Source organism: Winogradskyella sp. Asnod2-B02-A (assembly GCF_045063645.1).
Lineage (GTDB): Bacteria > Bacteroidota > Bacteroidia > Flavobacteriales > Flavobacteriaceae > Winogradskyella.
Genome location: NZ_JBEFOG010000027.1, coordinates 505,592 through 527,803 on the forward strand (window position 1 = coordinate 505,592; position 22,212 = coordinate 527,803).

Consider the following 22,212-nt stretch of genomic DNA (forward strand, 5'->3'; position numbering starts at 1 on the left):
AAGATTGGACAAAAATAATCAAATTATATATCTAAAAAAATATAAAAACAAAAAGAGCACAAGCCAAAGCATATCTACGAAATGCCAAAAATTGGCTGCTAGTTCAAAACCCAACATATTGTTGGAGTTATACTTTTGTTTAAAATGATTATAAATTACGACAATGAGACATATTAACCCAGCTATAACGTGCGCTATATGCAATACAGCTATAACATAGATGTAAGACATGGTAATATTACTCGTTGGTCCTGTGAAATTATATCCTGTTCTTATAATCTCACCAAAACCTACAAATTGACTATACACAAAGGCCACTCCCAAGCCTAATGTTACTAATAACCAAAAGGTTACCATTTTTCTGTTATTTTGCTTAAGAGCTTGTTTTCCTAAGATAAACGTTAAGCTACTTAGTAAAATAAGTATTAAACTTATTAAAAATGCATTTGGTAATTCATAATCAACTAACCAATCTTCATTAAGTCGTTGTTTACTACTTACAATAAACGCACTTATTAAGCCAGCAAAAGACATGATTAATGAACCAATGCCAAACCACAGCATCATCTTTTTCGATCTTGCTGTTTTTTCTTGTTGTGTTCCTTGTGTTAAATCCATTTATCTCAAAAATTTATCTGCAACATATATAATTTGCAATAATGTGATATAAAATACGCTTGATAGCATGAGTTGTTTTGCCGCTTTTACACTACGAAGTTTAAATAACCTTAATGCATAAAATAACATTACGATACCTAGCATTAAAACGAGAATAGCACCAACAATAGATAATTTTAAGTCTCCTGTGAATCCAAAAACAGGAATTAAAGATGCGATAATTGTCCAAACACTATACATAATAATTTGTACAGCCGTTCCCTTATCTGGTCTACCTGTTGGTAACATATGAAAACCACCTTTTTTATAATCCTCGTGTAAAAACCAACCTATAGACCAAAAATGCGGAAATTGCCAAAAAAACTGAATCGCAAACAATGTTCCTGGTTCAATACCAAAACTACCTCTTGCTGCAACCCAACCTAACATAAATGGTATGGCACCTGGCAATGCACCTACAAAAACTGATAAAGATGTTTTGGTTTTTAAAGGAGTATAAACACTCGTATATAAAAATATCGATATTGCACCATACATTGCTGTTTTGGGATTAATAATATATAACGTAATTAACCCTAAAATTGTAAAAGATGTTGCGATTATAAATGCGGTATTTACAGACATTCTGCCTGCTGGAATTGGCCTATTCTTGGTTCTATCCATTAGCGCATCTAAATCGCGCTCAATTATTTGATTGTATGCATTTGATGCACCAACCATAAAATAACCTCCAAAAGCTAACAAAAGAAGTGTTGTAAGACTTATAGTTTCTGCACCTAGAAAATAACCAGCAAGTGAAGAAAACACAACACTTAGGGATAATCCCATTTTAGTGATTTCCTTAAAATCTGTTACAACAGAAGCTGTTGATACCGATGATTTTGTGCTACCCAAACTATACTATTTTTGTTCTTTTAAAAGCGAGTGCAAAGATAGATTGAAAAATGATTCTGACCAACGTTAAACTTTAGTTTTATATTTCTTGAACAAGAGTCACGATAATTTTAAAAAATACAATACTCATTTCTAAGTCTAATCAAATCTATTTCCTAAAAATCCTTATACCAATTAAACAGGTCTGTTCTTATACCAAAACTTACCCAAACCGTATTAGAATCTGTGGTTGAAGCTGTTATAGTATCTGGATTAAAGTCTCTATATATAATATTGCCAAATATTTTTAGATTCGTTGCTGCATTTATTAAATAACTTGCTTGTACTTCTGTCATAAAACTATTGGTTTTATTTCCTTGCCCAATTTCTATACCTGTATCTGCATTACGGTCATTATAATCTCTATAAATATCACCTCCATAAGAAAAACTATCCTCATCCGTATTAAAATCAAAACCGCGTTGCCCAATTATAAATTTAGCATCTGCAGACCATCGTTTGTAGTTGTAACGACCAATTAAGACTAATTCTCTAAAATTTGCTCCCCAAAGATGCGCCATTGGTTGATTAAAATGACCATAATTAAGAATTTGAGTATTATGGGAATATGTGTATGGTCTAACTCGATTATATTCTGCTTGAAGTAATAAATTATCAACTTTAAAGGCATTAAAGTATTTTGCTCCTAATTGAAATCCAAATTTATTCTTCCAACTTTTATCTCCTGCTTTTACGTCTCCTAAAGAGAATTCATCAAGTATAAATTGACCGTAAAGATTTACCTTATTATTCCATTTGTATTTAGAACTTAACCCTAAAATTGCATTTCCTGCACCTTGACCAGTTTCAAATTCTATGGCTCTAAAAAAGATAATTGGATTTAAATAATTAATATCAAAACCTCTTCCATTAGTATCTGCCCACATTACAGATTCAAACAAACCAACGTTCAATCGTTTTGAAACATTCCAACTTAAATAATGATTTGCCATGTATTTAGTTAAAAAAGCATCATCAACCACTACTTCTGGCCTTACATCCTTTAGCCACATCCATGTACTAGTATATTTTATTTTCCAAAAAGTCGTATTCAACTTTAAAAACGGATAAGGGCTAGCCACATCACTTTGAAACAATGAACGGTAACCATCACCAATAAAATTCTTACCATGCCCAAATTGAACATTTAAGAAATCTGCTGGTGTATAAGACAGATAAGCCTCTGCTACAGGATAGTCATAAGAATTATCTTTAAATCTTTTTGCTATTCCACGGCCAGGAATAATTGCTGGATCTGGTCCAAAAGCTTTTAAACTTTCTGCATAACGATTAAAATACTCGGCAAAACGTCCTTGACTCTCATAAATAGAAGTGGTTAAATTAAGGTGCTTACCTAAACCTGCTTGTATATAAATACCTCTAGTATTATTATATGTAGAATTAAATTCTGCTTCACTATCTTTTCCGACTTGTAAATCTAAAATAGGATCTACCGTAAACCAATAATCCTTACCTTGCACTTGTACTAAATGCTCATTAAAGAGTTTTCTACCCAACTTAGTATCTCCGTTAATGGCTAAACTCTCTTTTTCGGCTTTAATATCATAATATCTTGCAACATCACTATATACAAATGGTTTTGCCGCTGTATGACTATTGGTACCAATAGCATTCATTTCTGCATCAAAACGCGCATAATAAGAATGTGTAAATGGTATATTTAATTCGCTGCTATATTCTAGATTATCAAAGTTCTTTAATTCCTTATTTACATTATCAAATTCGTTTGATAATGTTGCATTAAGGCTATCTTTTTCTGTGAATTTAACTCCATCAGTTGCGCGCTCTATTTTTCTTAAAGGCTCTACTAAAGGTATTGCAATTGCAATGCTATACTGAACAAATGTTGGATTTCCATTATAGGTTGCTGGCGTTATTTTAGGAAGCAAATCAAAAACACGTTTACTTTCATCTTTTAAGGCATCATAAATAGCATCTAAATAAATAACTTTGAACTCACCTTCTTTATTAACTTCGAATAATACTTGAACATCACCTTTATAAGATTCATCTGTAACAATCTGAGGCACTTTAAAATTCTCGTAGATAAATGTATTTAACTTAAAAATGAAGCACGATTTTAATTGATCTACAACTTCTGAATCACATTCGTTAAAAACCGGAGGTTTTTCATAAGTTACTGTCGTTTGAGTGTAACCAATAGCGGTTGTTAATAGAATAGCAAATAGCACAATGCGCTTCATAAAAGACTAATTTTTAATGTGCGAAAGATACTTATTTTTTTTAGTAACCTTAAATTGAAATTACACAATAAAAAAACCGTTATTTTAAAAATAACGGTTCTTGATAATAATTTAAAAGCTATTGATTAATTTCTGGCTTCAAATACAATTGGTAATGTATAAACAACTCCAACAGGAACTAGACGTTGCAAACCAGGTTCCATTTTAGGAATTTGGTTAATAACACGATTTGCTTCCTTTTCTAATGCTTGGTGAGGACCTCTTACTTTTACATCTGTAACATTACCATTTTTATCAATGGTAAACTGAGTATGAATTCTTTGCCTTCCAGAAATACCATAATCAGCACCAATATCTGTATTGAATTTTTTACCAATCAATTTTATGATTTTGTCCGACATGCATTTTTTTCGTTCATTATTGGTCTTCTTTTTTTCGCAACCAGGATATACTGGTACTTTTTCTATCCTTGAAAAAGGCACTATAATCTTCTCTACTGGCTCATCAGGACCATCGTAAATATCACCGACATTAGCAATTGGCTGATCCGTTACCTTTGGTTCTTCTGGTGTTTTAATAATAATTTCCTCAACAGGCACATCATCATCAACCTCAATAAACACATCTAGCAAATCTGACGTTGGTATAGGCTTAGGATCCGATGGCTCAATAACCTCAACTTCAAAAGGCTCTACGTAGTCAATAGAAATAGGATCTACAAGTGCAGTTTCTTCAACAAGATTGAGTTTCGTTTCTTGAAACTGCATTTCAAACAGTGCATAAGTACCCAATAAACAAAGTATCAATCCTATTTGGAAATAAAGGATTGAGTTTTTTTGTAAATTTGCATCATGCTTTTGTGATTTCTTTACTTCAACATTGCTCTGACCAGCAATACCGAAGTCTTTTTTAGAATTTTTCATAATACTATTATTTAAATGTTAATATTATGTCAAAGTCACAATAAGCATACCAAAACGAAAATCCCGCTCAATAATTTGAACGGGATTTTTATATATAAGAAAATTTTATCTAATTCTTAATCTTGTACTTGGAATACAATTGGAATAGAGAATGGCATAACCACTGGCTTTCCCCTTTGTTTTCCCGGTTTCATTTTAGGTAATAAACCGATAACTCTTTTTGCTTCTTTCTCTAATCCTGGATGTGGACCACGAGCTCCAATGCTAGTAATATTACCTGATTTATCTACTTTAAATTGAACGAAGATTCTTTTTTTACCTGGAGGTAATCCTAAATCACCCGCTAAATCTGTATTAAACTTTTTACCGATAAATTTATTTACCTTTTCGTTCATACAATCTTTCTTGGCAGCATTTCCTTTCTCCTTTTCACAACCTGGAAAAACAGCCACATTCTCAATCACTGAGAAAGGCACTTCGATATCTTCTTCTACCTCTTCTACCACAACTTCCTCAACTTCAACAATTTCAGTCTCCATTTCTGTTTCTGTAGATTCAATAACTGTCTCCTCTACTTCTACCTCATCTTCAACAACTTCAATAATTTCTGGTGCAGAAGGTGGTGGTGGTGGTGGAGGTGGTGGAGTAACAATTTGTTCTGTAATTGGTACTTCTTCATCTAACTCATCATCTAAGTTAAGTGAGTCTGCGATAATATCAGCAGGATCATAAGTCTTATAATTGATAGCCATATAAGTAATGCCCAACATTAAGGCAAGACCAACAGCAAAGTATAATGAGCTGTTACGACTAACGTCCGATTTCGGATTCTTTTTAGGTTCCATAATTTTTTTTTATAATAACATCGCTAATTTAACTAAATAATAGTAAAAAAAACAAGGCTTTAAGTTAATTTAATTTTTCTACACTTATTTTACCTGCAAATAATGTACCAAAAATTGCTCCTATACTGTTGGCTATCATATCGTAAGTATCATAGGTTCTATTAGAACTAACCAAATACTGTAACAACTCTAATACAAAACCGAGAAAAGCAGCTGCAAAGAAAATTAATACGGGAGTATACTTTGTGTTAAAAGGTTTAAAATAAAACACCCACAAAAGGGCTAAACCAAAATAAGCCACAATATGATATATTTTATCATCGAATGAAGACCCTAAACTAGGTACACCATTTAGACTGATTAAACTCGCAACAATTAAGGCTAAAGTATAAGCTACCGCTATTAGCAATAGAATTTTTTTAACCACTAATTAGTGCTTTATAATCGTCTGCAGATAATAAGTTGTCTATTTGCGAGGCATCAGAGAATTTTAATTTAATCATCCAACCATCTCCGTATGGATCTGAATTTACTTTTTCTGGCTCATCTTCTAAACCTTCATTAAATTCAATGATTTCTCCCGATAATGGTAAAAATAAATCTGAAACTGTTTTAACTGCTTCTACAGTCCCAAAAACTTCTTCCATGTCTAAAGTTTCATCTAAGGTATCTACTTCTACATAAACAATATCCCCAAGTTCGCTTTGAGCAAAATCAGTAATACCGATGGTAGCAATATCTCCTTCAATCTTAATCCATTCGTGATCTTTGGTGTACTTTAATTCTGATGGTGTATTCATCTTTAACGTGATATATTATTAATAAAGCAAATGTAATTTTTTAATGGTTTCAATTCAAACTTAATTCCCAAAATTATAACGCAATGTTATTCCAGACCTAATTGAGGTTTGTGGGAATGAGGTTGAAATTGCAAATTCTGAAAACGTATAATCAAAATAGAAAATCCCAGTTAAGTTTTTGCTAAAAGCATAATCTGCCGTATACTTTACTCCCCAAATGGTCTGACCTGCAGTTATTTGATTATTTTCTAAATCTAAATATCTAATAATGGTTTTACTATCTCTCACAGAAACATCAGCACGCATGTTTAAATCACTAACAATAATTTGTTTTGGTCCTGCAAGTTGAGATCGTATTCTTAAATCCTTAAAACGATAACCTAAACCAAGAGTATATTCTTTTCCTTGAATTTCTGTCATTAAATTATTATCAAAACTTAGTGACAAGGTTCTGTCTGTTTTAATTTCTGCTAAGACTTTTATTGAATTTTTCATTTCAAAGTCTAAACGAATTAAAGGACTAAATTGCTCTTCTAAGTTAATATTACTGAATAACGTTTCATTTTTTAAATTATCTGACTGATCTAAAGCATCTGCATTTTCATCTGAACCAAATTCTGCATCTTTATTGTATGCTTCATAATCTAAATTAGTACTAAACTGATTTATAGTATAATTAGATCTATAACCATGTTGTATAGAAAAACGTTTAAAAGCTTTTTTAAACCATGCAATTTTCATTAAACCTGTATATTTCAATGTCCAATTCGGAATTGGAATATCTCGAAATGCACCAGTACTTACTTTATTTGCGTCAGTGCCATGGTAAGCCGATAAAAATGCTGGTAATAATACACGTTGGCTATTTTTCCCAAAACCTTCTGGGTAACCATCTCCATCTGTATTATATGTTGTATTACCATAAAATTCTTTAGCTAAACGATTCGCTATTATCAACCTATTGGCTCTAAAATCATCAAAAGTAGCAGATTGATTTTCATCACTTTTACTAAAAGCAGTTTTTATAATGGCTGTAGAAATGCTGTAGTTTCCAAATCTATTTGGAGTGTATGATTGATATTCATTAATTCCGTCTCCATTGCCATACCCTACATCATTACCATCTGCATCTAAATAATCACCTACTCTATAGTTTTCTGAGAAATTTTCAGCATAAGTTCTGTTACCCGTAAAATCTATCTTTAAATCTCGCATTGGTTCTACATTAATAGCATAGTTTAATGATGTATTTCGTACTTCAGTATATTGCTGATTAAAATCTGGGAAATCCGTTAACCAGTTGTTTCTGGCCGCCAAATCTCTAATATCACCTTGCCCTCCAAAAGTATAACCTACCGTTGGTTTTAATGTACCTATAAAACCAGGCGTTGGTAAGTAACCTGGAAGAAAAGTTCCATTATTTTCGGTATAACTTAATTGCACACGTTTTACCATAGTAATAACGTCTATAAATGTGTTGTAAGCTTTTTTACCCGCACTTAACCTGTTTGGATCTTTAGTTTTTTCTTTATCTTCAATTGACTGATCTGGTGTTACAGAACGTCTTGATGCTGCTGCACTTCTACCCCTTCCTCTTGTATTTTGTTTACCTTTCTTAACTAAACCGAGGGTTTTGTATAACGTCTCCATGTTTAGCGTAGAATTAATACTATGTGTATTAGAATTTTGAATAGAATGCCCTAAATTATACGTTTGCAAAACATCTGGTGTTGAAGGATCATCATCCAAATCAACCTCTACCTCAAGATCCTCATTCAAATCTGACCCTTTTTGCCATTGAAATGTTCCGTTATAAGAATAAGTTGCTTTCAGAAAACTCAACGCTGGAATTTTATATAACGGCAATTCATAATTAACCTGAAGTTGTTGTGTTTGATAATTTGGATCTCCTAAATCGAAAAAACCATCCCAAACATTAAGATCTGGATCTTGTAGTCCACTGATCTGATCATCAATAAAATAATTACGAACAATATTAGAATTAGCTGCTGTAAAGTTTAAACTTAGGGCATCTGTAATATTATAATTTATGGCATATTGAAAATCGAAAGTGTAATTTCTTCTAAATAATTCTTCAATACCAATATTATCTCCACCTAATTCTACTTCTCTAAATTTTTGCTTACTAAATTGTCTATTTATATCTGAATTAACAGAAAAACTAGATGGTAATAAATTAAGATTAAAATCTTTTAAAATTTTCCAATGTTTGCCTGTAAAAAGCGAATCGTTCTTTTTAAACGGTTCAATTTTTAAAGGCTCAAAGGCGTAATTATAGTTAGCACCTGCTCTTACCGTTTGATCTAATGAATTTTCAATTTCAAAATCACGATGCTCTACTTTATTATAAGAATAGTTGAATGTTAAGTTTTCTACATCGTAAAAATGTTTTTTAGAATCTCTTCCTTTTTGTTTTCTTACTCCAATAAAGTTAATACTTTTTCTCCTCGTATAATCCTCAGATTGTTCTCTTATCTCATCTTCTTCCTCACTAGTAGCTGCAGCTTCTAAACGAGACTCTAAAGTAAGGTCATTATAAAACTGATCGAATTTTGGAGTTACCAACTCTTCACTTATTGCATAATTAAACGGAATCTGAACTCCCCATTTCTTTGGTAACAATTGTCCTAACTGTACATTAGTAACTACATCGTATTGCTTTACATCTTCTAAACTTCGTTCACTTGGTCCTTGTTCTATGCCGCCAAAACCAATAGTACTTCTACTACCTGTAGCACTAATATCTGCAAAATCTGCAATTTTAGTATCCATACTTGCTATTGCTGCCCAACCTCCTTCGTTATCCATATCAGACATACGCAATTCGTTAAACCATACTTCTCCACAAACATTTTGTTGTGTTGTAGCAAGATTACCGTTTTTAACACCAATCATTAACACTCTAATTTCACCAAAATTTGGATTACCCTTTATAGCAATACGTTGTTGCTTAGCACTTGTTTCAATATCATTATAAGGTATTTCTTCTGGATTGGTAAACCCTGCCTCATTAAGCTCACCATCTAATACATTATAAAATGTAGGATCTTCATCACTTAATGTACCAGCAGAAATACCAAGTGCTTTAATCTTTTGTAAAAACTCTAAAGGTATTTCAATTTCATTCTCATCTGGCCATACTTGTTCTGCAGTTGTAGTTGTATTAGCAGATACTAATAATGGCACTTCTATTTGGTAGTAATTCTGGGTAAAATCATTACCCATTCTTATAAATCCAATCATTTCACCATTATCTAGCTGAGCTCCATCTTGAGCTTCCGCATGAATAAACATGCGCAAGTTCTTATACTGACGCATATCTACACTTATATTTTTATATACACCACGAGAATCTGTCGGTTCTAATTCACAAGCCTGCAACACTAAAGACTGTTCGTTTTGACTTATGATACTATTATTATTATTAAGCTCTTCTTGCTCAACTCCTGGTGGAATTTCATATCCTGCATTATCTTGTACACTAACTACACCTACATTAAATTCTGCATTTGGACTATCATTAGTAGTATCGTTATCTAAATCTAAGGTATAACGTCTCCAATCACTACGAACCAAATCTAAAGTTGCAAAACGTAAAACTGTTTTTTCTATAAAATCTGACACATATAAACGTGCAAAACGAATTGAACGTATATCTGAAATACCATTTACACTCGTCGTTGCTTCATCTATAGGAATTCTAAATTGATACCATGTAACATCTCTTTGCGTACCATTTGGTAATGTTACCGTTCTTGGTTGTACATCATTAATTATTGGATTATTAGCATTAAGCACGTTTGGTCTTATATCTATTTCATACTCAAAATAACTATCAATTGTATTCATTGTGTTATCTCGATTAAGGTCTTCTACATCTGGTAAGGTTGTAGAACCTCTATTTGTATCCGAAAAAGTATCTAATGTATTACCTTGCAGTCCATTATACTTCTTATAACGTTCAAAAATATCACCATCCGTGTTTAAATAGTATGTGTAATTATCATTTGCCGGATCTTCCCCAAAATTATTAGATCCAAAAATAGTCGATAGCATTTGAGCTTCGTCACCATCGTCATAGCCATCTAGTCCCACATCTTGATTAGTCCTTTCGTCTCCTGTTGTTGCAAACGTATATATTAAAGATTGGCTTTGTGGCACAACATAAGGGTTTAATGTCGTTGGTGGTGCTAGCTGAATAGTGGATATATCTCCATTGTCTGGCAAACCATTTTCATACTGTTTTTTACCATCTTTTAAAACATCTTCTGATATATTACCAAGATTAATAAATAATTTACCACCTGTGCTACTCGGATTATCTAAAAACGGATCTTGAAGCCAAAATTCTATATATTCTACATTAGCTTGCTCAAAATCGGTAGACGTTATTTGTCTTGTAATACCTGCCCAGCTGGTATTAGGGTTTAACGGATTACCATTTTCCGCATCTGGATTAAAATTATAAGGTCCACGTTCTGTAGGATAATAAGTTAAATCTAAAGTGTTTATTACTGTAGTTTGTCCCTGTACAATATCTTGATCAAAAATTTCATTAATAAAAATACGACGTGTATATAAATCTGAAATATCATCGTCACTAATACCACTTGGGCTTTGACTACTGTAAAATATAGGGTCAATGGTGTACCAATTTAAGAGTGCTCTATCAAAACCATTTTGAATTCCTGGACTATCTTCATCATCAAAACCCGGATAAATTTCACCTCTACCTATTGGTCTACTAGATAACGACCAAGATAACGGGCTTAATAAATCAATAGCTCCTTGGGTACCTTCAAAGTCATCAATATATGCTGTGGCTTCTCCATCAAAATCAGTACCTTTTGAGGCACCTGGAAATAGATAAGCAAATTCACCTCTTAATGATAAACTAGAAGGCACATCTGTATCTATATTTGGAAGTTTGTTTACCATTCTTGTTAAGAAAGGAACTTCTGTAGAATAATTTCCGTTAAAACCGAAAATGGTATTATTGATAGGTTCTGAGTTATAATTAGCCTTTTGGGTAATAGGCCTTTCATTAAGGTTTAATAAAGTTGTTCCAAGTACAAAATTCTCATTAAATTGATGTTCTACATTAATACCTGCAAAACGTTTAGTCTGTTGACCAAAAACAGCATTATTTTCTACGGATACATTAATTGGCGTATTTGAAGCTTTTAGTGCTTCATCTAAAATCTCTACACGTCCCAATTGGTAATTTACAGTATAATCAACCCCTTCTACAAGTGTACGTCCACCAGCAGTAACAACAACAGAACCTCTTGGTACATTAAAAGCTCCTATTGGTATTCCACTATCTCCACCACTACTTGTATAACGTCCTTTAATTTGAAATTTATTTTTTTCTGCCTCATCTAACGCTGCAGTTTTAGTAGATTTATAAAGTACGTCGTAAACATATTTTTCTTGATTTGGATTGACATAAGTTGTTGCATCGTAATTACCAGGATTGGCTGGGTCATCTAATTTATCGAATAAATAGCGACCGAAGGGCTCTGTACTTGTAAAAATAATTTTTCCGTTAGATGATAATACCGTTTGGCCTTCAACATAATCAAAAAATCCATCACCACGTTCTTGTGGATCGTTATTATAATTTAATCGGTCTAAATGGAATAACCGAATTAATGGTGTTTCACTTATGGCAGTATCATCATCCGCATAGTTAGGTGTGTTGTTATCAAAAAGTGGAAATGTAGTATTTTCAACAGAACTTATGTAATTTAATGCTGAAGCTTCAGTATAAAAGATATTTAAGACAAAATCTTCTTGACTGAGTTGAAATGCGCCTGTATCATAAATATTTTTCATCATTAAATCCCAAATTGGTTCATTTACAGATGTCACTGTACTTTTCAACATTTTTAAGACTAAACTTTGATTACTAATAACGTCATTTCCTGTTACACTTTCATTGACATCAGTGGCTTCTACTCCATCATTTGCAAATTCACCAACTTGATATACTTGACCTCCTATAGTATACTGAAAGGCAACTGCTAGAACTTCATCATTTAGCAAACGTTGACTTAAAGAGATATAACCTAATTCTGAATTTAAAACATACTCTTGACCTTCGGTTAATTTTCTTGCCGACTCTAATTTACCATAATCAGAACCTTCATTAACCGTTATACTTACACCTCCTTGAATATTTGTTATATTTCTAACCCCTTCATTTAATAAAGAACCTGTTCCACCAATATTTGTAGGATCAAAATCATTGTTTTCATTATTAGGTTTAGCTCCTGGATTATTAACAAAGTTGGCTGGTATTGGACTGATACCAATATTTTCTGACTCAGATTCTCCTAAATCTTGAAATGCAACAATATTTCTTACATTTTCCGTTTGGTTATTTCTATTAGTTACCCAAACCTCTGCCCTTGTAATTTGAAGACCTTGATTGTCTATATAAGGATATTGTTTTAGAGCTTTGTCATAATTATCTCTAAAATAATGTGCCAAGAAGTAGTGCCTATTTTCGTCATAATCATTAGCATAAAACTCAAATTCTTCAACAGTACCTCCTCCTTCCGCAACCACAGATGTTGATTGAGACTGCTGTTCTGCATATACAGCTGTCACTTTAGTTTTACCAAATTGCAATTCGGTTTTTACACCAAAAAGACTTTGCGCACCAGTAATTAATGAACTATTTAGTGGCATATTAACATTACCAACTTCAATTTTTCTAATGATATCGTCTTCTGTTGGTGTATATTCTAACTTTACAACTTGTTGAAAATCGAATGTAGCTTCCGTATCGTAGTTTGCTGTTACTTGTAACCTGGTTCCTACTTTACCTAATAAACTGAGACTGATTCTCTGATCAAAATCGAAGGTGAAATTTGTTCTATTTCTAGGTGAAAAAGTTGGATTATCTTGTTTAGAAAACAACACACCTAAATCAACTTCTACAGAACCTTGTGGCACAACATTGATAGTATTACCGCCAAAAATAGTTTCAAACAGCCCTGAATTCACATAAAATTCTGGCAATAAATTTTTCTGATCCTCCTCTGATCCGTCTTTTTGACCAGCTTGGGCATCAGCCATTCTTTTATAATACGCTTTTAATTTTTCTTGTAATACCAGTTTCTGAAATTCATCTGGTGTAAGAATTAAAGGATAATTAATATCGAACTTACCTATTTTTTCTGTGTATATATAGCGATCTAGAATAGGATCGTACGTATATTTTGTAACAATGCTATTTGGATTAGGCATATTTAGTTTACCAAAAGCATACGTTGTTTTAGTAGAATCTTGTTCTGTTTCAGTTTCAGTTTCTTGTGCCAAAACCGTATTTCCTATTAGCATCATAAAAGCTAATACGAAATAAAACCGAATAGTATAGTGTTGATTATGAGGAGTTATATTCAATTGCATTATAAGTTTTTTAGAGCCTCTTTAATAATTTGCTCTACAAGGGCATCTGGTTGGACTTGTAAAATTCTATCGACAACTTTTTCTGATTGTTTCTTATTAAATCCTAAAACATCTAAAGCAGATAACGCTTCTTCTTTATGTGTATTGTTTGGTATTAAAGAAAGTTCGTCTATACCATATACTTTTAACACTTTATCCTTTAAATCTATAATAACACGTTGGGCTGTTTTAGCTCCAATACCTTTAACACTTTGAATTAGTCCAACATCTCCACCTGCGATACCATCTTTTACTTGATCTGGAGTTAATGAGGATAACATTGTACGTGCAATATTGGCACCAATACCACTAACTGAAATTAATAATTTAAAAATTTCGCGCTCTGTTTTAGATGAAAATCCATAAAGACTCTGCGAATCTTCTCGCACTTGAAGATACGTGTAAAGCCTTAAATGTTCTTTATCTGGGATTTGAGAATATGTATGTAACGATATGTTTATAAAATACCCAACACCATTGCAATCTATTACAACGTCAGTTGGATTTTTCTCAACAAGTTTGCCTTCTATATGTGTAATCATTTATAACGAAAAGTTAAAAAACCAAATGTAATAAAATTATTTTCATTATAGACCTTAGATAAACACTAAGAAAATCACTAACTCTGCTGTTTACGCTCTCGTTCTTGCGCATCAATAACAGAAATTGCCGTCATATTTACAATTTCGTCTACACTAGAACCTAATTGTAGAATATGCACAGGTTTGCGCATTCCCATCATAATTGGCCCAATAGATTCAGTCTTATTTAATTCTTTCAATAACTTATACGTAATATTTGCTGCATCCAAATTAGGAAAAATAAGCGTGTTCACTTTTCGACCAGCTAACTTTGAAAATGGAAAAATATCTTGTAATAATTTTGAATTAAGTGCAAAATCTGTTTGTAATTCACCGTCAACAATCATTTCAGGATATCCCTTATGTAAATAAGACACAGCTTCTCTAACCTTCTCTGCTCTAGGATTTTCTGAAGAACCAAAATTAGAATAAGAAATCATTGCAGTTACAGGTTCAATACCAAACATCTTAGCTACTTTAGAAGTCATTCTTGCAATCTTCGCTAAATCTTTGGCTGTAGGATCAATATTAATTGAGGTATCACTTAAAAACATTGGACCACGTTGGGTCATCATAACATTAGTTGTGGCTACTCTAGAGATGCCATCTGCCATACCAATTAATTCTAACATTGGCTTTACTACAGACGGATAATTACGTGAATAACCTGTAATTAGCGCATCTGCATCACCAACATTTACCATCATGGCTGCAAAATAATTACGCTCGCGCATTATTTTTTCAGCAGAATATATAGTCACTCCTTGGCGTTTACGTTTTTTCCAATAGGCTTTAGCATACCGGTTTTTACGATCAGTTTCCTCATCTGATTTTGGGTCAATTATTGGAACATCTGCATCGAATTCAATTTCTTCCATTAAGGCAAGAATGGCTTCTTTACGACCTAATAAAATAGGATATGCCACACCTTCATCATAAGCAATTTGTGCCGCTTTTAGTACATCTAGTTGATCTGCTTCTGCAAAAACCACACTTTTGGGATTGGTCTTAGCTCTACTTAAAAGCATGCGGACTAACTTATTGTCGTTACCTAAACGCTCTAATAAAGAATTCTTATAGCGATCCCAATCTTCAATAGGTTCTTTAGCAACTCCACTTTCCATTGCTGCTTTTGCTACAGCAGGAGGAACTTCTGCAATCAATCTTGGATCAAAAGGTTTAGGAATAATATAATCTTTACCAAAAGTTAGACGCGTTTCTGAATACGCTATATTTACTTGTTCTGGCACTGGTTGTTTTGCTAATTCAGACAAGGCTTTTACGGCAGCCATTTTCATGGCTTCGTTAATTTTTGTCGCTCTCACATCTAATGCTCCTCTAAAAATAAAAGGGAAACCAAGCACATTGTTTACTTGATTAGGATGATCGCTACGACCTGTTGCCATAATAATATCATCTCTTGTATCTATGGCAACTTGATAGTTAACTTCAGGATTAGGATTTGCCATAGCAAACACAATAGGGTTTGCAGACATAGACAATAGCATATCTGGAGTTACAATATCGGGTTGAGACAAGCCTACAAATACATCTGCATTTCTCATAGCTTCGTCTAAAGTATCTATTTTACGATGCGTAGCAAATTCAGCTTTTTGAGAGGTTAAATCAGTTCTATCATCTCTTATAACACCTCTACTATCAAGCATTACTATATTCTTGCGGTTAGCACCACAAGATTGGTATAAGCGTGTACAAGAAATGGCTGCAGCACCTGCTCCACTAACTACAATCTTAACTTCTTCAATCTTTTTACCTGCTATCTCTAAAGCATTAATTAATGCCGCTGCTGAAATAATAGCTGTTCCATGTTGATCGTCATGCATTACAGGAATGTCTAATTCTTCCTTTAAACGACGTTCAATTTCAAAAGCTTCAGGTGCTTTAATATCTTCAAGATTTATACCTCCAAATGTGGGTGCAATATTTTTTACCGTAGCTATAAATGCATCTACATCTTCGGTATCAACTTCAATATCAAACACATCAATATCTGCAAATATCTTAAAGAGTAACCCTTTACCTTCCATAACTGGTTTAGAGGCTTCTGGCCCAATATTACCCAAACCTAAAACTGCGGTTCCATTAGATATAACTGCAACCAAATTACCTTTGGCTGTGTACTTATAAACATTCTCTACCTCTTTTGCAATTTCTAAACAAGGTTCTGCAACACCTGGAGAATATGCCAACGATAAATCGCGCTGAGAGGCATACTTTTTAGTTGGAACTACTTTTATTTTACCAGGAGTTGGCTTTGCGTGATATACTAAGGCTTCTATTCGTTTGCTTTGCTTGCTCATAATCTAAATGAAATAAGACGTAAAGATAATGATTTTGAATGTTTGTTATAAAAAACATATGATCTAAAAAATTCTAGTGTTTAGTAATCATTGCCATGCATAAGTACTTAAAACTAAGATCTTCTTAGGATAGCATTGTCATAGTCTCAAAACCTTTAAGAATAATTTTATTTTAAAATATTCCATGAGCTTTACTTTTAAGTAAAATCATTAATCCTTTAAAAACTCAATATTCCGTTCTAAACCAGAAAATTTCGTCCGTTTTACAGCCGATTTCTGAAACACTTTTTTAAAGGTGTCTTCTGTAATTTCTTGCCAATCTTTTTTGGTCATATCCAACAGTTCAGGGTGTGGATTAAATAAAGGTTCATTATGTGGTTTAGAAAACCGATTCCAAGGACAGACGTCTTGGCAGATATCGCAACCAAACATCCAATCATCAAACTTACCCTTAAATTCTGTTGGTATATTTTCTTTGAGTTCAATGGTGAAATACGAAATACACTTGCTACCATCAACTACATAAGGTTCTGTAATGGCTTCTGTTGGGCAAGCGTCAATACATGCTGCACATGTTCCGCAATGATCCGTTGTTGCGTAATCGTATTCTAACTCTAAATCTATGATTAATTCGGCTATAAAATAAAACGAGCCCACTTGTTGGGTTAATAAATTAGAGTGCTTCCCAATCCATCCCAAACCCGATTTCGCTGCCCAAGCTTTATCTAGCACAGGCGCAGAATCTACAAAGGCACGTCCACCAACCTCTCCTATTTCATCTTGAATAAAATACAATAGTGATTTTAGCTTATGTTTTATCACGTGATGGTAGTCATTGCCATAAGCATATTTAGACAATTTATACGTGTCTTCTTTCTGAACTTCTGATGGATAATAATTCAATAATAAAGACACCACACTTTTTGAACCTTCAACAAGTAAGGTTGGATTTAAACGCTTATCGAAATGGTTTTCCATATAACGCATTTCACCATTCATATTCTTATTTAAATAAGCCTCTAATCGTGGTGCTTCTTCTTCCAAAAATCCGGCTTTACTAATACCACAAGACAAAAAGCCAAGGCGTTTAGCTTCGGCTTTAATGATTTTGCTGTATTTGGAAGTGTTGTTTATCACTAATTTCTTTTTTCAAACTTTAAAAATGCATTCTTTGGTTTTAAAGTAATCAAAGGCGTAATATCAATGGTATTAAACTCAGGATACATTTTATAGCTTGAAACCAATTCTGAAACGGCGATAATCATTTCGAACATGGCAAAATTATTACCTATGCATTTCCGTGGACCTGCTCCAAACGGAAAATATTGTGACGAGAATTTTCGGCTACCTTCATTAAAACGTGCTGGTAAAAACGTGTTAGGTTGTTCCCATAGTTTAGAATGACGGTGTATTTCATACACGGAAAACAGTAAATTAGAACCTGCCTCAAAATCCATCTCATTAAAAGTATCTGGTTCCTTATTAACCCGATCTATAAAATACGCTGGCGGATACAATCGCATGGCTTCTTCTAAAACTTGTTGGCAAACTTTAGATTTTGTTACCAAATCCATTAAGTCATCGCTTTCACTTTTTAATGCCACACGTTCATCATAAATGTTATCTTGCCATTCTGGATGCAATGCTAATAATTGCATCGTAAATGTAAGTGCATTTGACGTGGTTTCGTGACCTGCAGTAAATAGAATTAGGATTTCATCGATAAGCTGTTCTTCTTCCATGGCATTACCATCATCGTATCTAGCTTCTAAAAGCATATCTAACAAATCATCTTCTTTTATGTTTGAAGTTCTTCGCTGGTTAACAATACGTTTTAATATTTGACGTGCTTCATTTGTTAGTTCAATATGTGCTTTAATTTCACCACTTAAATTAAACCACCAACCCAAATATGGTTGTCGCAATTCTTTTACCAACATTTTTTGAGCTTGTTCAGTGATATATTGAAGGCGATTAATATCCTCTTGATTTGCGGCACTACTGAATAAAGATTTCACAACCGTTTGAAATGCTAAATCGTTTAAAACAGGAAATATATCAATCACTTCATTAGGAGTGATGCTATCATATTCTAAAAGAATCGCACTTTTAATACTTTCTAAAAGGTTTGCTAATTGCTTTTTATGAAAAGCAGGTTGAATGAGTTTGCGCTGTTTTTTCCAATGCTCTCCTTCGGAGGTGAGCAAGCCTTTACCAACATACTTAACCAAATCTTCGGTTTGTATCTTAGACTTGGTATAATTCTTCTGGTTTTTTTGAAGTACATATTCGGCAAATGCGGCATCACGAATAAAAACGACGCTATTTTTCAATCCTATTTTCAACTTAAAAACATCTCCTTGTTCTTCAAAATTTTGATGATGAAATGGTAATGGATTTTTTAAAATTTCTAACGAATGTTTAATAAATCGACTTAAAGGAACAGTGGGTATGTTTTGTTTTAAACTCATATGATTAAGTTAGAACAAACCTCCTTGGGTTGGTCCTTTTATCTTACCTAGATGTTTATAAGCTTGCTCTGTAACTTCACGTCCACGAGGAGTCCGCATAATGAAGCCTTGTTGAATTAAAAAGGGTTCATAAACTTCTTCTATGGTTTCTGTACTTTCGCTAACTGCTGTTGCAATAGTGCTAATACCTACAGGTCCTCCTTTGAACTTATCAATTATAGTTATTAGGATTTTGTTATCCATTTCATCCAATCCATAGGCATCTACATTCAATGCTTTTAAAGCAAATTTTGCGATAGCAATATCAATTTTACCGTTACCTTTTATTTGTGCAAAATCTCTAACACGTCGTAACAAAGCATTAGCAATACGAGGTGTTCCTCTACTTCTACCAGCAATTTCTATAGCTGCTTCCATAGAAATTGGCATATTTAATATAGACGCACTACGTTGTACAATAGTAGTTAGCAATTCTGTTTTATAATATTGTAAACGACTTTGAATTCCAAAACGAGCTCTCATAGGAGCGGTAAGCAATCCTGAACGCGTAGTAGCACCAATTAGTGTAAATGGATTTAAGTTAAGTTGAACAGTTCTAGCATTTGGGCCAGATTCAATCATGATATCAATCTTATAATCCTCCATTGCTGAGTACAAATACTCTTCTACAATTGGACTTAAACGATGAATTTCATCAATAAAAAGAACATCACGTTCATCGAGATTAGTAAGTAAACCAGCTAAATCTCCTGGCTTGTCTAAAACTGGTCCTGATGTTACTTTAATACCAACTTCTAACTCATTAGCTAAAATATGAGCTAAAGTTGTTTTTCCTAAACCAGGAGGTCCGTGAAACAACGTATGATCTAAAGCTTCTGATCTTAAATTAGCAGCTTGAACAAAAACAAGTAAATTTTCTAATACTTGATCTTGACCTGTAAAATCTTCGAATGTTAAAGGTCTTAATTTCTTTTCAACATCAATTTCTTCAGGTGTGAAATTATCGTTATTTGGATTTAGATTTTCATTCATAGCATTTCCCGTGAAAACGGGAATCTCATTAAGTTATGTGTTATTTATTCTGAAATAAATTCAGTATGACAAAGTAGTCAAAACAAATATAACGAAAAAGACCTTTGGAATTTTATCAATCCAAAGGTCTTTTATAGCTTATTATGAGATTCCTTTTTTAAAAGGAAAACTCTTAATGTTGTAATTCTTCTTCTCCTTCTTTTAAAGGAACATTTTGTGGTACAAAATCTACATCATGTCCTGGCTTACTATAATCATAAGACCAACGGTAAACGTGAGGAATAGCTCCTGGCCAGTTACCATGAATATGTTTAACAGGAGTTGTCCATTCTAATGTTGTAGATCTCCAAGGATTTTGTTCTGCTTTCTTTCCAAAGAACATACTAGAAAAGAAGTTATATAAATACACAATCTGTGCAATACCACCAATTATAGCAAATAAAGTAATAATAACATTTGCATTTGCTAAATCGTCAAATAATGGAAAATTAGAATTAGTATAATAACGTCTTGGTAAACCTGCCATACCTATAAAGTGCATTGGAAAGAATACTCCATAAGCACAAATAGCCGTTATCCAAAAATGTAAATAACCTAAATTCTTATTCATCATACGACCAAACATTTTAGGATACCAATGGTAAATACCTGCAAACATACCATAAAGAGCAGATATACCCATTACTAAGTGGAAATGCGCAATTACAAAATAAGTATCATGAACATTGATATCTAAAGCACTATCACCTAAAATAATTCCTGTTAAACCACCAGTAATAAAGGTAGACACAAAACCAATTGAAAATAGCATTGCTGGATTCATCTGTAGATTTCCTTTCCAAATGGTAGTTATCCAGTTGAAGGCTTTTACCGCAGAAGGAATAGCAATTAATAATGTTGTAAATGTAAATACAGATCCTAAGAAAGGATTCATACCTGAAATAAACATATGGTGACCCCAAACTATCGTAGATAAAAATGCAATCGCTAAAATTGAGGCAATCATTGCACGATAACCAAAGATTGGTTTACGTGAGTTTGATGCCATTATCTCAGACACTAATCCCATAGCAGGTAATATTACAATATATACTTCAGGGTGACCTAAGAACCAAAATAAGTGCTCAAATAACACCGGAGATCCACCTTGGTAGTGTAATACTTCGCCTTGAATAAAAATATCTGATAAGAAGAATGATGTTCCGAAACTTCTATCCATGATTAATAATAAACAAGCTGATAATAATACTGGAAATGAAACCACACCAATTACTGCAGTTACGAAAAATGCCCATATTGTAAGTGGTAATCTTGTCATAGACATACCTTTAGTACGTAAGTTAATTACCGTAACGATATAATTTAACGAACCTAATAAAGATGATGCGATAAATATAGCCATAGATACTAACCACATAGTCATACCCAAACCAGAACCTCCTGATGCCATTGGCAATGCAGATAACGGAGGATATATTGTCCAACCTGCTGCTGCCGGACCAGCTTCAACAAATAAAGAGCAAACCATTATAATACTAGATAAAAAGAATAACCAATAAGACACCATATTAAGGAATCCTGAAGCCATATCTCTAGCACCAATTTGTAGTGGAATTAATAGATTACTAAATGTACCACTCAATCCTGCGGTTAGTACAAAGAATACCATTATTGTACCATGAATTGTTACTAAAGCCAAATATATATCAGCGTCCATAACACCATCTGGTGCCCACTTACCTAATAAAGCTTCAAACAAAAGATTAGGCTTTTCTGGCCAAGCGATTTGCATACGGAACATTATAGACATTAAAACACCTATAACTCCCATTATAGTACCAGTAATTAAGTACTGTTTAGCAATCATTTTATGATCTATACTAAATATGTATTTAGTAATAAAAGTTTCTTTATGATGATGTACGTCGTGATCTTCTTCGTGACCGTGTGTATCTATAGTTGCTGACATAATCTATAATTATCT

At 33.1% G+C, this 22,212-nt stretch carries 14 protein-coding genes; all 14 read right to left on the minus strand.

Going from position 1 to position 22,212, the window contains the following annotated elements; all coding sequences use genetic code 11:
• Positions 1-18: 18 nt before the first annotated feature.
• Entirely contained in the window at positions 19-618 is a 600-nt protein-coding gene (locus ACJJVO_RS10355; protein WP_405573697.1) for a heme-copper oxidase subunit III, read from the minus strand.
• Positions 619-1,512, minus strand: a complete 894-nt coding sequence (gene cyoE / locus ACJJVO_RS10360; protein ID WP_405573700.1) for a heme o synthase — start codon at positions 1,510-1,512, stop codon at positions 619-621.
• Between the two features lie 155 nt (positions 1,513-1,667).
• Complete coding sequence (locus ACJJVO_RS10365; protein ID WP_405573702.1) at positions 1,668-3,776, minus strand: gliding motility protein RemB; 2,109 nt, start codon at positions 3,774-3,776, stop codon at positions 1,668-1,670.
• A 125-nt stretch (positions 3,777-3,901) separates the two neighbouring features.
• Positions 3,902-4,699: an energy transducer TonB gene (locus ACJJVO_RS10370; protein ID WP_405573704.1), complete on the minus strand. Its 798-nt coding sequence runs from the start codon at positions 4,697-4,699 to the stop codon at positions 3,902-3,904.
• 116 nt (positions 4,700-4,815) lie between these two features.
• Complete coding sequence (locus ACJJVO_RS10375; RefSeq protein ID WP_405573706.1) at positions 4,816-5,544, minus strand: energy transducer TonB; 729 nt, start codon at positions 5,542-5,544, stop codon at positions 4,816-4,818.
• Positions 5,545-5,608: 64 nt separating this feature from the next.
• Positions 5,609-5,953: a VanZ family protein gene (locus ACJJVO_RS10380; protein WP_405573708.1), complete on the minus strand. Its 345-nt coding sequence runs from the start codon at positions 5,951-5,953 to the stop codon at positions 5,609-5,611.
• A gap of 10 nt (positions 5,954-5,963) precedes the next feature.
• The gene (gene gcvH / locus ACJJVO_RS10385; protein ID WP_405573710.1) at positions 5,964-6,344 is read right to left on the minus strand and encodes a glycine cleavage system protein GcvH; all 381 of its coding nucleotides are present in this window, start codon (positions 6,342-6,344) and stop codon (positions 5,964-5,966) included.
• Between the two features lie 60 nt (positions 6,345-6,404).
• A complete protein-coding gene (gene sprA / locus ACJJVO_RS10390; protein ID WP_405573712.1) occupies positions 6,405-13,784 on the minus strand; it encodes a cell surface protein SprA in 7,380 nt (2,459 codons plus the stop codon).
• The gene (gene ruvA, locus ACJJVO_RS10395) at positions 13,784-14,365 is read right to left on the minus strand and encodes a Holliday junction branch migration protein RuvA (protein ID WP_405573715.1); all 582 of its coding nucleotides are present in this window, start codon (positions 14,363-14,365) and stop codon (positions 13,784-13,786) included. The genes sprA and ruvA overlap by 1 nt, the downstream gene beginning before the upstream one ends.
• Before the next feature lie 77 nt (positions 14,366-14,442).
• Positions 14,443-16,725, minus strand: a complete 2,283-nt coding sequence (locus ACJJVO_RS10400; protein WP_405573718.1) for an NADP-dependent malic enzyme — start codon at positions 16,723-16,725, stop codon at positions 14,443-14,445.
• A 210-nt stretch (positions 16,726-16,935) separates the two neighbouring features.
• Entirely contained in the window at positions 16,936-17,862 is a 927-nt protein-coding gene (gene queG / locus ACJJVO_RS10405) for a tRNA epoxyqueuosine(34) reductase QueG (RefSeq protein WP_405573720.1), read from the minus strand.
• Complete coding sequence (locus ACJJVO_RS10410; protein WP_405573722.1) at positions 17,862-19,196, minus strand: cytochrome P450; 1,335 nt, start codon at positions 19,194-19,196, stop codon at positions 17,862-17,864. The genes queG and ACJJVO_RS10410 overlap by 1 nt, the downstream gene beginning before the upstream one ends.
• A gap of 9 nt (positions 19,197-19,205) precedes the next feature.
• On the minus strand, positions 19,206-20,228 hold the full coding sequence (gene ruvB / locus ACJJVO_RS10415) for a Holliday junction branch migration DNA helicase RuvB (RefSeq protein ID WP_405573724.1): 1,023 nt from the start codon (positions 20,226-20,228) through the stop codon (positions 19,206-19,208).
• Between the two features lie 172 nt (positions 20,229-20,400).
• The gene (locus ACJJVO_RS10420) at positions 20,401-22,197 is read right to left on the minus strand and encodes a cbb3-type cytochrome c oxidase subunit I (protein WP_405573727.1); all 1,797 of its coding nucleotides are present in this window, start codon (positions 22,195-22,197) and stop codon (positions 20,401-20,403) included.
• Between the last annotated feature and the right edge of the window lie 15 nt (positions 22,198-22,212).

What these genes read in the sequence shown, in the direction of transcription:
- ACJJVO_RS10365 (WP_405573702.1), bottom strand. Translation starts at nt 3,776, where the DNA reads ATGAAGCGCATTGTGCTATTTGCTATTCTATTAACAACCGCTATTGGT.
- ACJJVO_RS10400 (WP_405573718.1), bottom strand. Translation starts at nt 16,725, where the DNA reads ATGAGCAAGCAAAGCAAACGAATAGAAGCCTTAGTATATCACGCAAAG.
- ACJJVO_RS10370 (WP_405573704.1), bottom strand. Translation starts at nt 4,699, where the DNA reads ATGAAAAATTCTAAAAAAGACTTCGGTATTGCTGGTCAGAGCAATGTT.
- ACJJVO_RS10375 (WP_405573706.1), bottom strand. Translation starts at nt 5,544, where the DNA reads ATGGAACCTAAAAAGAATCCGAAATCGGACGTTAGTCGTAACAGCTCA.
- gcvH (WP_405573710.1), bottom strand. Translation starts at nt 6,344, where the DNA reads ATGAATACACCATCAGAATTAAAGTACACCAAAGATCACGAATGGATT.
- ACJJVO_RS10410 (WP_405573722.1), bottom strand. Translation starts at nt 19,196, where the DNA reads ATGAGTTTAAAACAAAACATACCCACTGTTCCTTTAAGTCGATTTATT.
- sprA (WP_405573712.1), bottom strand. Translation starts at nt 13,784, where the DNA reads ATGCAATTGAATATAACTCCTCATAATCAACACTATACTATTCGGTTT.
- ruvB (WP_405573724.1), bottom strand. Translation starts at nt 20,228, where the DNA reads ATGAATGAAAATCTAAATCCAAATAACGATAATTTCACACCTGAAGAA.
- ruvA (WP_405573715.1), bottom strand. Translation starts at nt 14,365, where the DNA reads ATGATTACACATATAGAAGGCAAACTTGTTGAGAAAAATCCAACTGAC.
- ACJJVO_RS10355 (WP_405573697.1), bottom strand. Translation starts at nt 618, where the DNA reads ATGGATTTAACACAAGGAACACAACAAGAAAAAACAGCAAGATCGAAA.
- ACJJVO_RS10420 (WP_405573727.1), bottom strand. Translation starts at nt 22,197, where the DNA reads ATGTCAGCAACTATAGATACACACGGTCACGAAGAAGATCACGACGTA.